This is a genomic window from Pseudomonas sp. FBCC-B35 (assembly GCF_059133755.1).
Window position 1 is genome coordinate 2,261,593 of sequence record NZ_CP101439.1, and the last position, 12,162, is coordinate 2,273,754.

The window sequence follows — 12,162 nt, forward strand, 5'->3', positions numbered from 1 at the left end:
GCAGGCCAGCGATCACGTATGGCCTGCGGTCGAATAGGAATAGCTGTAGGACGCTCCAAGCGGCCAGGAGGTTCTACCGGGCAGCCTGCGAGCCGAGTGGAGCGTGGCCATCCACCTGGACGCACACCGTCCGGTCACCCACCGTTTTGCAGGGCCAATGATCATTGATGTAAGCATCCGGGGTAAAACACACCCGGTCATCATTGACCCAGAACATGTGCCCGCGCGATCCGGAAATGCGCAGTTTGGTGCAGGGCCGATAGTCCTTGATCAGGAGCGTGGCCGTGCTGACTGCAATCATCACCGGGGCCGCGATGCATATCGCCATGAGTGTGACCTGAAAAGAGCGAAGCTGGAATCGAGCAAGCCAGGACCCCCTCGGCGGGTCGAACTTGCGCCCGGTAAAAAAGCCGGTCATGGCAGCGGCGATTACAATGGGCGTCAACGAAATCACCCCGATCAAGAAGAAAGCTCCAAATGAAGTCTCGACCACCGGAGCACCGCGGTACAGGCGCCCGAAGACTGGTAGCACATCCACCCAGATGGCATACAACGCCAGGCTGCACACGGCGACCATGCCCAGCCCAATACCCAACGCTACGAAGCGAAACAGCAAGGGGCTGCGCAGGTGAAGCTCAGCGTGCTGTGTCATCGCTTCCCGCCGGTGCCCTGTCCGCGCCCAATAACGCCCACAGGCGCGCATCTTCGAAGTTGTCGATGACCAGGCGCGCACCTGCCTCGATCAAACGTTGTGGCGTCTGGGTAGTGGCAAGGCCGACCGTGAAGATCCCGGCAGCGCTGGCTGCCCGAACGCCCGGTAGCGAGTCTTCGAAAGCCAACGCCTGGTCAGCATGGGCATCCAGTCGCTGCAGGCCGGTCAGGTAGGGAAGCGGGTCGGGCTTGGGCTTGGCCAGTTCATCGGCAATCACCACGTGGTCGAACCTGTCGCTCAGCTTCAGGCCTGCGAGCATGTGTTCGGCATTGAGCCGCGGGGCGTTGGTCACTACGCACATGCCAAAGCCGTGGGTGCTGGCGTGATCAAGCAAACGGATCAGCCCAGGCAGGGGCTCGAGCTTTGGTGACATTTCACGAAAAAGCGCTTCCTTGCGTTCGGCAAGTGCCTGGCACTGCAAGGCAGTGGCACCCTCGAACAACTCGGCGAACAGTTCGCCATTGGCCCGGCCGCTGATCTGAGCATCGAACTGGCCCTGGCTCAATGCTCGGCCGTCGTATTCACGCAAGAGCTGGCGAAACGCCTGTAAATGGAGGGTATCGGTGTCGGTGAGGGTGCCATCTAGGTCGAACAGCAATGCATTGAGCATGGGGATTTCCAAAGCAGGTACAGGGTGGCCATAGGATCATAACCAATGACGACGACGAAGGGGGCTGGTCAGCGTGCTCCGGAAAGAGTACAAATGTGCTCCATGGATAATCTAACCCCCAAGCGCCGCGCCATTTTCGATTTCATTCGCGAGCGCATCACCGAACAAGGCCAGCCTCCCAGCCTGGCCGATATCGCCACGCGCTTTGGCTTTGCCTCACGCAGCGTGGCCCGCAAGCACATCACCGCGCTGTGCCAGGCAGGCTACATCGACGTCACCCCCAATCAGGCCCGCAGTATTCGCCTGGCAAGGCCGCTACGCCGGCCTGAAATGCTCGAACTGCCGGTGCTCGGACAGGTGGCCGCGGGTGCGCCGATCGGGCCGGACCTCGACATCCACGAGCAATTGATGCTCGACCCCAGCCTGTTTCGTCGTACTCCCGATTACCTGCTCAAGGTGCGCGGGGACTCGATGATAGGTGACGGCATCCTCGACGGTGACCTGGTCGGCATCCGCCAGCAGGGCGATGTACGGGAAGGGCAGATCGTGGTCGCTCGGCTGGACGGCGAGGTGACCATCAAGCGCCTCCAGCGCCACGGCGAGGGCTATCGGCTGGTGCCGCGCAATCCGGCGTACGCACCAATTGACGTAGGGCCGGATCAGGAGCTGTTCATCGAAGGCATCTTCTGTGGCCTGGTGCGGCGCGACTGATGGGCGCGGTCATCGATCTGGACAGGCTGCTCGACCAGCGTCGGGTATGGCGTGGCCGTCAAGCCCAGGCCCGGCCACAGGGTCTGCAACCGACCGGGCATGCCAGCCTGGACGAACGCCTGCCCGAAGGCGGCTGGCCGGCGGCGGCGCTCAGCGAATTGTTGCTCGTGCGGCCTGGTAGCGGCGAACTGCAATTGCTTTGGCCCACGCTGGCGCGCCTGAGCGGCGAGGGCGGACGCGTGGTGTTGGTATCACCTCCCTTCATTCCTTTTGCGCCAGCCTGGCAGGCGGCGGGTATCGACCTGCGCTGGCTGTTCCAGGTCGACGCGGGCACTACCGACACCCTGTGGGCCGCCGAACAGTGCCTGCGTTCGGGCAGTTGTGCCGCGGTGGTGTGTTGGCCAGAACGCGCCGACGACCGCGCCTTGCGCCGCTTGCAGGTCGCGGCGGAAACCGGGCAGGCCCTGGCGTTCGCCTGCCGTGGGCAAGCGGCCATGCATAACCCGTCGCCTGCGGCATTGCGCATCGCCATCGACGCACGCCCACCCCAGTGGCGGGTACTCAAATGCCGTGGCGGCATGCCGCCGGCCTTACCGATCGCGTGTTCAAGGCAGGGATGATGGAACATGTTGTGGGCCTGCATTCTATTTCCGCAGTTGGCGCTGGACAGCCTGCTGCGCGAGCGCGACGACCGTGACGCACCGCTGGTGCTGCTGGGTGGTCCCAGTCAGCGCCGGGTCCTGCAATCGGTCAACCCTGCGGCTGCCGCTCTGGGGCTTCGCGCCGGCCAAACCCTGACGGCCGCCCGTGCGCTGGCCGATGGCTTCTCCTGCCTCGAAGTCGATCCCAAGCGCATCGATGCTTTGCAGCAGTTGCTGGCCGCCTGGGCATATCGCTTCAGTGCCCAGGTCAGCTTGCACTATCCGCGAACCTTGTTGCTGGAAGTAGGGTCGAGCCTGCAGCTGTTCGGGCCATGGCCGGTACTGGAGGCGCGCTTGCGCCAGGAACTGTCTGCGCTGGGCTTGCGTCAACGCATCGTCCTGGCCAGCAATCCGGTGGCTGCGCGCATGCTGGCCAATACTCACGACGGGTTGGCGTTGGAGGATGCCGCTTCGACTCGTGCGGCACTGGCCGAAATGCCCATCGACCGGATCGGCCTGCGCCCGGAGGATGCCCAGGCCTTCGGCCGCATGGGGTTGCGCCAGCTGAAACAGGTACTGGCGCTACCGCGCGACGCATTGGCAAGGCGCTTTGCTGCCCAGGTGCAGTTGCACCTGGACCAGTTACTGGGCATGCGCAACCTGGGCCTTGCATTCTTCGAACCGCCGGACCGTTTCGAGGCGCGGTTGGAGCTGAACTTCGATGTGGAGTCGCACCAGGCGCTATTGTTCCCATTACGTCGCATGCTGACAGACCTGGCCGCTTTCCTGGCTGGGCGCGACTGTGGCGTCCAGCGATTCAAGGTGTACATGGAGCACGCGCAGGGCCATGACACCCAGCTTGACGTTGGATTGCTGGCCGCAGAACGCGACCCGGCCATGTTGCTTGAACTGGCCCGTGGCAGGCTGGAATTGGTGCGTCTGAAGGCGCCGGTGCGCAACCTGCGCCTGGTGGCCGAGGACTTGCCGCCATTCGTGCCTCAGCACAAGGCGTTGTTCGATCCACGCGCCCAGCAGGCCCAACCGTGGGAACAACTGCGCGAACGCTTGCGTGCACGTCTGGGTGACCAGGCCGTGACGGGGCTCAGCGCCGTGGCCGATCACCGTCCTGAACAGGCATGGCAGGCCAATGAAGTCGGCCAGTGGTCCAGCCTGTGCGTCACACCGGGCAGCCGTCCTGGCTGGCTGCTGGCCACCCCCACGGTGCTCGACGAACAGGCCTATCAGGTTCACGGGCAGGCCGAGCGCATCGAGTCCGGTTGGTGGGACGGCGCGGACGTACGCCGTGATTACTACCGCATCGAAACCCGTGAGGGCCTGCGTGGGTGGGCCTACCGTGACCTCGGCCAAGGCGGGCCGCTATGGTTGCAGGGCTGGTTTTCATGAGCGGCTTTGGCTACGCGGAGTTGCATTGCCTGAGCAATTTCAGCTTCCAGCGCGGAGCGTCAAGCGCGGATGAGTTGTTCCGCCGGGCTCGCGAGCAAGGCTACCAAGCCCTGGCCATTACCGACGAATGCACCTTGGCTGGCATTGTGCGCGCCTGGCAAGCGGCGAAAGAGCAGGGTGTACGGCTGATCGTCGGCAGCGAAGTGCAACTGCAGGATGGGCCCAAGCTGGTGCTGCTGGTGCAAGACCTGCAGGGCTACCAGAACCTTTGCGCCCTGATCACCCGTGCGCGGCGTAGGGCGCCCAAAGGGGACTACCAGCTGTTGCGCGAGGACCTGCCTGCGCACAGCAAGGGCCTGTTGGCATTATGGGTGCCTGATGATGTTGCCGATCAAGCTGCGGGCGACTGGTTGAGGGAGGTCTTCGCGGCCCGCCTCTGGCTGGCCGTGCATTTGCACCGCGGTGTCGATGACGACCAGCGTCTGGCGCGTCTGCGTGCATTGGCGGCAACCTTGGGTGTGAATGCGGTGGCGTGCGGGGATGTTCACATGCACGTGCGCGGTCGGCGCGCCCTGCAAGACTGCATGACGGCAATTGGCCGGCGCTGCCAAGTGGCTGAGGCAGGGCGCTTTCTGTACGCCAACGGCGAGCGTCATTTGCGTACCCCTGCCCAATTGGCCGAGTTGTATCCCGCCGACCTGCTGGCCCAGACCTTGGTGATTGCCGAGCATTGCCGTTTCGACCTTGGTGAGCTGCGCTATCGCTACCCCGAAGAACTGGTACCCGCTGGGCATACCGCTGCCAGTTGGTTGCGTGAGCTGTGCGAACAAGGGTTGCCGCTGCGCTGGCCCCAAGGCCCGAGCGATCAAGTTCGCCAAGCCCTTGATCGGGAGCTGGCGCTGATCAGCGAGCTGAGCTACGAGAGTTACTTCCTCACCGTTCACGACATCGTGGCCTTTGCCCGCGAGCAGCACATCCTGTGCCAGGGGCGCGGCTCTGCCGCCAACTCGGTGGTGTGCTTCGTGCTGGGGATCACCGAGCTGGACCCCATGAAACATCGGTTGCTGTTCGAGCGCTTTCTGTCACGCGAGCGCAACGAGCCGCCGGACATCGATGTGGACTTCGAGCACGACCGGCGCGAGGAAGTCATCCAGTACGTGTTCAGGCGCTATGGTCGACACCGCGCGGCGTTGACGGCGGTCGTCAACACCTATCACGCCAGCGGGGCGGTACGCGATGTCGCTCGCGCATTGGGCCTGCCGGCCGACCAGGTGGACGCCCTGGCCAAATGCTGCGGCCGTTGGAGCGACCGCATCCCCGATGCACAGCGTTTGGCCGAGGCGGGGTTCGATGCAGGCAACCTGATGTTGCGGCGTATCCTGGTGCTGGCCGGTGAGCTGATCGGTTTTCCCCGGCACCTGTCACAACACCCAGGTGGCTTCGTCATCTCGCAACAACCCCTCGACCAGCTGGTGCCCGTGGAAAACGCGGCCATGGCCGAACGCACCGTGATCCAATGGGACAAGGATGACCTCGACATGGTCGGCCTGCTCAAGGTCGATGTGCTGGCGCTGGGCATGCTTAGTGCACTGCGTCGCTGCTTCGCGCTGGTGCAGCAGCACCGTGGGCGACATTTGACGCTGGCCACCGTCCCTGCCGAAGACCCGGCCACCTATGCCATGATCAGCCGCGCCGAGACCATGGGCGTATTCCAGATTGAGTCCAGGGCGCAAATGGCCATGTTGCCGCGCCTGCAGCCCAGAACCTTCTACGACCTGGTCATCGAGGTCGCCATCGTGCGCCCTGGCCCCATCCAGGGCGACATGGTCCATCCCTACTTGCGCAGGCGGCTCAAGCAGGAACCGGTGACCTACCCATCGCCCAAGCTGAAAGCGGTGTTCGAGCGTACCCTTGGCGTTCCGCTGTTCCAGGAGCAGGTGATGGAGTTGGCCATGGTGGCGGCTGACTACAGCCCCGGTGAGGCCGACCAGTTGCGTCGCAGCATGGCCGCCTGGAAACGCCACGGCGGGCTGGAGCCGCACCGCAAGCGCTTGCTCGAAGGGATGCAGCGCAATGGCTACGAACTGGCGTTCGCCGAACGCATCTTCGAACAGATCAAGGGCTTTGGCAGCTACGGATTCCCCGAGTCCCACGCCGCCAGTTTCGCACTGCTGTGTTATGCCAGCAGTTGGTTGAAATGCCACGAGCCGGCCATCTTCACCTGCGCGCTGGTCAATAGCTGGCCGATGGGGTTCTACAGCCCCGACCAACTGCTCCAGGAGGCCCGCCGCCAGGGTATCGAGGTAAGGCCGGTGGACGTGTGTCACAGCCAGTGGGACTGCACGCTCGAGCCTGGGCCCGGGGGAGAACTGGCCATTCGCATGGGCTTGCGCTTGGTCCGCGGCCTGGCCGAAGCCGATGTGCGCCGGCTCGAACAGGCAAGGGCGGTGCAGCCGTGGCGAGACGTCGAGGACCTGTGCCTGCGCTCGGCCCTGGATGAGCGCGCCCGGGCTCGTCTGGCGGACGCAGGGGCCCTGGTCGCGCTGGCCAGGCACCGGCACCAGGCGCGCTGGGAGGTGGCGGCGGTGCAGGCGCAATTGCCTTTGTTCGCCGACGTGCAGGCGCCCCCGGAGGAACGCGTCGACCTGCCGGCACCCACCGTCGGCGAAGACTTGGTGGCCGACTATCATGCCATGGGCACGACCTTGGGGCCCCACCCATTGACCTTGCTCCGATCCCGTCTGCGTGCCTTGGGCTGTCGCAGTTCCGGTGAACTGCACGGCGTCGAACATGGCGACGCCATTGCCATGGCAGGGCTGGTGGTGGGCAGGCAGCGGCCACAGACCGCCAGTGGCGTGACCTTCGTAACGCTCGAGGACGAGTTCGGCATGGTCAACGTGGTCGTATGGCGGGACCTCGCCGAACGGCAGCGGCGCGCGTTGGTCGGCGCTCGGCTGATGAAGGTCAGTGGCCGCCTGGAACAGGAAAATGGCGTACGCCATTTGGTGGCCAGGCGGCTGGAGGATGTCAGCGTGCTGCTGCAGGGGCTGGACGTACGCAGCCGGGATTTCCACTGAACCCCTGCAGCACGGCTTTGCTTACACCATCGCTAGGCGCTGCTTGCGGGTGGGTACTTCGAATGCCTGGTCGATGGCGTTCAGGTCATCGGCGGTCAAGTTCAAACGCGCTGCCTCGGCATTGAGCCTGACATGCTCGGGTGTCACGGCTTTTGGAATCGCGATCATGCCATTGTGCCGCGTGACCCAAGCCAGGCAGACCTGGGCCGGGGTAGCACCATGGTCGTGGGCGATCTGCTTGAGCACTGGGTGTTGCAGCAAACGCCCTGCCTGAGCAAGGGGGCAGTAGGCCATGATGGGCAGTCCCTGCTGTATCGACCAGGGCAGCAGGTCGAATTCGATACCTCGTTGCGCAGGGTTGTAGAGCACCTGGTTGGTTGCACAATCGGGGTTGTCCAGTTCTTGAAGGTCATCCACGTCGAAGTTGGACACGCCCCAACGCTTGATCTTGCCTGCCTCGCGCAGGCGCTCGAAAGCGTCCACGGTTTCCTGCAATGGGTACTGACCGCGCCAGTGCAGCAGGTACAGATCAATGCAGTCGGTACCCAGGCGCTTGAGGCTGCGCTCGCAGGCGGCCTGCGTGCCGCGCTGGCTGGCGTTGTGCGGGTAGACCTTGCTCACCAAAAATACCTCGTCCCGACGCCCGGCGATGGCCTGGCCCACCACCTGTTCCGCACCGCCCTCGGCATACATCTCGGCGGTGTCGATCAGGCGCATGCCCAGGTCGATGCCTTGTTGCAAGGCAGCGACTTCGGCCGCCCGACGGCTCGGGTCTTCGCCCATGTACCATGTGCCCTGGCCGATGATCGGCACGTTGGCGCCTGCCAATTTCACGTCACGCATGTCACCTCCGGTGGATGGGTATTATTCAGTAGAACATCCAGCAGCGCCTGGGCTGCCGTTGACAACGTATGCTCGCGCAGGGCCATTACGCCAATGCGCCGCTCGACCGCAGGTTCGACCAGGGGGATGCAGCGGGCCCCCAGCTCCTGCATTTGTGTGATACACAGCGCCGGCACCGCGCTGACGCCCAGACCACTGGCGACCATGCGGCCTACGGTTGCAAGCTGATGGCTTTCGAAAGCCACCGCCAGCTTGCCGTGCTGCACCGCCACGTTCTGCTCGAGCAACAGGCGCACGGCAGAAGGACGCTGCAGTGCCACGAAATCCTCGGCCAGAAGCTGCGCCCAACTGATTTGCGCGAGCCGGGCCAAGGGCGAGTCAACCGGCACGACCGCAACGAACCGGTCAAGGTACAGCGGGTGAAAGTGCAAGCCCTCGACATTGTCTGGCTCAAAGCCGATGCCCAGTTCGACGCGCCTGTGCCTGACCAGTTCCTGTACCTGTTCATTGATGACGTCGTGCACGGTCACGTTGACCTTGGGGTAGCACCGGCGAAAAAGCTTGAGAGCCCCTGGCAACAGGTTGCCAGCAAAAGAGGGCATTGCCGCAATGGCCACCCGGCCCAGTTGCAGGGTGAAGCGCTGGCGCAGCATTTCTTCGGTGTCGTCCCAGTCAGCCAACAGGCGACGTGCCAAGGGCAGCAGTACCTCACCTTCGGCAGTCAGGCTGACGCTACGCGTGGTACGGCTGAGCAGCGCGCCGCCCAAGTTCTCCTCCAGCGCCTTGATGGTCAGGCTCAGGGCGGGCTGCGAGATGTGCAGGTGCTCACCGGCCTGGGCAAAGCTCTGGAACTTGGCCACGGCGACGAAGGCGCGCAGTTGCTTCACATTCATGGGACTCGCCTATGCTTTGATTTGGAGTGCTTATCAATCGATCATAAAAACAAAATTAACAAATCAGTGAGCAAGCGAGAAGATACCCCCACACGCTCACCGACGCCCCGTCGGCTCAACAACTACAAAAGGCGAACCAGCATGGCCGGATTGGACAAACGCGTAGCTACGTACGAACAGGCCCTGGAAGGGCTGACCGACGGCATGACCGTACTGGCCGGAGGGTTCGGCCTGTGCGGCATACCTGAAAACCTGATCGCCGAGATCAAGCGTCGCGGCGTCAAGGGCCTGACCGTGGTCTCCAATAACTGCGGCGTCGATGGCTTCGGCCTTGGCGTACTGCTCGAGGACCATCAGATTCGCAAGATGGTCGCGTCCTACGTGGGGGAAAACGCTGAATTCGAACGCCAGCTGCTCAGCGGTGAGCTTGAGGTCGAACTCACGCCCCAGGGTACCCTGGCCGAAAAGATGCGCGCTGGCGGAGCGGGCATTCCCGCCTTCTTCACTGCCACCGGCTATGGCACCCCGGTGGCCGAGGGCAAGGAAGTGCGTGAATTCAAGGGTCGCAAGTACATCCTCGAAGAGGCCATTACCGGTGACTTTGCCATCGTCAAGGGCTGGAAGGCTGATCATTACGGCAATGTGATCTACCGCAACACTGCCCAGAACTTCAATCCGCTGGCCGCCACCGCCGGCAAGATCACCGTGGTCGAAGTCGAGGAAATCGTCGAACCTGGCGTGCTGCTGCCCAGCGAAATCCATACCCCTGGCATCTTCGTGGACCGCGTCATCGTCGGCACCTTCGAAAAGCGCATCGAAAAACGCACCGTCAAGGCCTGAGCGCCCCCACAGAACAACAAAGAGACTCTCACCATGGCACTGACCCGCGAACAGATGGCCCAACGCGTTGCACGTGAACTCAAGGACGGCTACTACGTCAACTTGGGTATCGGTATTCCCACCCTGGTGGCCAACTATGTGCCGGCCGACATGGACGTGATGCTCCAGTCGGAAAACGGCCTGTTGGGCATGGGGGAATTCCCCACCGAAGCGACCCTTGACGCTGACATGATCAACGCAGGCAAACAGACCGTTACCGCCCGCATCGGCGCATCGATCTTCGACTCGGCACAGTCGTTCGCCATGATCCGTGGCGGTCACGTCGACCTGACCGTGCTCGGTGCCTTCGAAGTGGACGTGCAGGGCAACATCGCCTCCTGGATGATCCCTGGCAAGCTGGTCAAGGGCATGGGGGGCGCCATGGACCTGGTGGCCGGTGCGGAAAACATCATCGTCACCATGACCCACGCCTCCAAGGACGGGGAGTCCAAGCTGCTGCCCCAGTGCAGCCTTCCTTTGACCGGCGCGGGCTGCATCCGCAAGGTACTAACCGACCTGGCTTATCTTGAGATCGAGGATGGCGCGTTCATCCTGCGCGAAACCGCCCCCGGTGTGAGCGTCGAAGAAATCATCGCCAAGACAGCCGGCAAGCTCATCGTGGCCGACGATGTGAAGGAAATGACCTTCTAACCTACATGCACTTTCGCCCTGCTGCGGCGAACCCGCCCGTTCAGGTAGCCGTTTTCACCACGGCATCTGGGCGGGCGGGTTCGTTGGCGCAGGGTTCGCGCATTTCTGCGCAGCCTTTCATCTACCTATAAAACCAATAAAAGGACGCTTCCGTGGCCGCTGAACTACAAGACAGCCGCTCTGCACGTTTTGCCCTGCGCTGCTCCAACTGGGCAGAGCGCTGGTTCCCCGATTCATGGGTATTCGCCGCCTTGGCGGTGCTGCTGGTGTGCTTGGGCGCGTTGGCCATGGGCGCCAAGCCACTGGACACCGCAAAGGCCTTCGGGGATGGATTCTGGAGCTTGATCCCCTTCACCATGCAGATGGCGTTCGTGGTCATCGGCGGCTATGTGGTCGCCAGTTCGCCGCCTGCCGCGCGGCTGATCGATCGCCTGGCCCGCATTCCCCGCAACGGTCGCTCGGCCGTTGCATGGGTAGCCCTGATCTCGATGCTGGCGTCATTGCTCAACTGGGGCTTGTCCCTGGTCTTTGGTGGCCTGCTGGTGCGTGCATTGGCGCGTCGTACCGACCTCAAGATGGACTACAGGGCTGCCGGTGCGGCGGCCTACCTGGGCCTGGGCGCAGTGTGGGCGCTGGGGCTGTCCTCATCGGCGGCTCAGTTGCAGGCCAATCCGGCCAGCCTTCCACCCTCGATTCTGTCGATCACTGGCGTGATTCCTTTCACCGAAACCATCTTTCTCTGGCAGTCAGGCGTGATGTTGGCAGCCTTGGTCGTGGTATCGCTGGTCATCGCCTATGCTACAGCCCCCGGCCCCAACAGTGCGCGCAGCGCTCAAGCGTGTGGCGTGGACCCAAGCTTCAGCGCTCCGCCGGCACCTGCGCGTACACGCCCGGGGGAGTGGCTCGAGCACAGCCCTGTGCTGATCCTGCTGCTCGTTGCGCTGGCCGCAGGCTGGCTGTATCAGGAGTTCGCGAGTAAACCCGCCATCACGGCCATCTCTGGCCTGAACACCTACAACCTGCTGTTCATCATGCTCGGCGCTCTGCTGCACTGGCGGCCGCGCAGCTTCCTCGACGCTGTGGCTCGGGCCGTGCCCACTACCACTGGCGTGCTGATCCAGTTCCCGTTGTACGGCTCCATCGCCGCAATCCTCACCCAGGTCAAAGGGGTCGACGAACAGACGCTTGCCCATCACATCTCGCTGTTCTTCACCCAAATTGCCACCCACGATACCTATGCCCTGTTGATGGGTGTGTATTCGGCGGTATTGGGCTTCTTCATTCCGTCAGGTGGCGGCAAGTGGATCATCGAGGCGCCCTATGTGATGCTGGTGGCCAATGACCTGCAATACCACCTCGGCTGGGCTGTGCAGATCTACAACGCAGCCGAAGCGTTGCCCAACCTGATCAACCCGTTCTACATGTTGCCGCTGCTGGGCGTGCTGGGCCTGAAGGCGCGGGACCTGATCGGGTTTTCCTTCGTGCAGTTGCTCGTGCACGTTCCTCTGGTGCTGTTCCTGTTGTGGGCCTTGGGCACCACGTTGCAATACACGCCACCGGTCATGCCGTAGCAGCTGCTCCTGGCTACAGAACTGTGCCTTGCCTTGGGGTGAGGTGCAGGTCTGTGAGTCAGTGTGCTTTCTGCGCCAACCTCAGGGGAAGAGGGCAACTTGCTCCTGACATCCAGACTCGCCCAGCCACGTAAATTTCCCCTTCGCATAATTTATGCGACGGTATTTTG

Annotated in this window: 11 protein-coding genes; 7 read left to right on the forward strand and 4 right to left on the reverse strand. The window is 63.1% G+C overall.

The annotated features are described in order from the left end of the window. Positions 1–73 precede the first annotated feature (73 nt). Entirely contained in the window at positions 74–652 is a 579-nt protein-coding gene (locus tag NMB38_RS10610; protein ID WP_028687776.1) for a hypothetical protein, read from the reverse strand. Then, complete coding sequence (locus NMB38_RS10615) at positions 636–1,322, reverse strand: HAD family hydrolase (RefSeq protein ID WP_028687777.1); 687 nt, start codon at positions 1,320–1,322, stop codon at positions 636–638. Before NMB38_RS10615 ends, NMB38_RS10610 begins: the two co-directional genes overlap by 17 nt. Before the next feature lie 102 nt (positions 1,323–1,424). On the opposite strand from NMB38_RS10615, the gene lexA reads away from it, so the two are divergent. The 4 genes from lexA to NMB38_RS10635 are packed head-to-tail and all read left to right on the forward strand — an operon-like array spanning position 1,425 to position 7,155. Next, a complete protein-coding gene (gene lexA, locus NMB38_RS10620) occupies positions 1,425–2,033 on the forward strand; it encodes a transcriptional repressor LexA (RefSeq protein ID WP_088523740.1) in 609 nt (202 codons plus the stop codon). Further along, entirely contained in the window at positions 2,033–2,653 is a 621-nt protein-coding gene (gene imuA / locus NMB38_RS10625) for a translesion DNA synthesis-associated protein ImuA (RefSeq protein WP_027916357.1), read from the forward strand. The genes lexA and imuA overlap by 1 nt, the downstream gene beginning before the upstream one ends. Positions 2,654–2,659: 6 nt before the next feature. Then, positions 2,660–4,078, forward strand: coding sequence for a Y-family DNA polymerase (locus NMB38_RS10630; RefSeq protein WP_049696001.1), 1,419 nt, complete (start codon positions 2,660–2,662; stop codon positions 4,076–4,078). Further along, positions 4,075–7,155 carry an error-prone DNA polymerase gene (locus NMB38_RS10635; RefSeq protein WP_345956873.1) on the forward strand — a complete coding sequence of 1,027 codons (3,081 nt, stop codon included), beginning with the start codon at positions 4,075–4,077 and terminating at the stop codon, positions 7,153–7,155. Before NMB38_RS10630 ends, NMB38_RS10635 begins: the two co-directional genes overlap by 4 nt. A 21-nt stretch (positions 7,156–7,176) precedes the next feature. On the opposite strand, the gene NMB38_RS10640 is transcribed toward NMB38_RS10635, so the two are convergent. Together NMB38_RS10640 and NMB38_RS10645 are read right to left on the reverse strand one after the other, a co-directional pair. After that, positions 7,177–7,998 carry an aldo/keto reductase gene (locus NMB38_RS10640; protein ID WP_027916354.1) on the reverse strand — a complete coding sequence of 274 codons (822 nt, stop codon included), beginning with the start codon at positions 7,996–7,998 and terminating at the stop codon, positions 7,177–7,179. Then, on the reverse strand, positions 7,986–8,891 hold the full coding sequence (locus tag NMB38_RS10645; protein ID WP_140174285.1) for a LysR family transcriptional regulator: 906 nt from the start codon (positions 8,889–8,891) through the stop codon (positions 7,986–7,988). The genes NMB38_RS10640 and NMB38_RS10645 overlap by 13 nt, the downstream gene beginning before the upstream one ends. Before the next feature lie 141 nt (positions 8,892–9,032). On the opposite strand from NMB38_RS10645, the gene NMB38_RS10650 reads away from it, so the two are divergent. The 3 genes from NMB38_RS10650 to NMB38_RS10660 all read left to right on the forward strand — a co-directional run bounded on the left by NMB38_RS10650 (position 9,033) and on the right by NMB38_RS10660 (position 11,992). After that, positions 9,033–9,731 carry a CoA transferase subunit A gene (locus tag NMB38_RS10650; protein ID WP_023535422.1) on the forward strand — a complete coding sequence of 233 codons (699 nt, stop codon included), beginning with the start codon at positions 9,033–9,035 and terminating at the stop codon, positions 9,729–9,731. Between the two features lie 33 nt (positions 9,732–9,764). Then, positions 9,765–10,421, forward strand: a complete 657-nt coding sequence (locus NMB38_RS10655) for a CoA transferase subunit B (RefSeq protein WP_027916352.1) — start codon at positions 9,765–9,767, stop codon at positions 10,419–10,421. A gap of 152 nt (positions 10,422–10,573) precedes the next feature. Next, a complete protein-coding gene (locus NMB38_RS10660) occupies positions 10,574–11,992 on the forward strand; it encodes a short-chain fatty acid transporter (RefSeq protein WP_023535446.1) in 1,419 nt (472 codons plus the stop codon). The last annotated feature ends 170 nt before the right edge of the window (positions 11,993–12,162 follow it).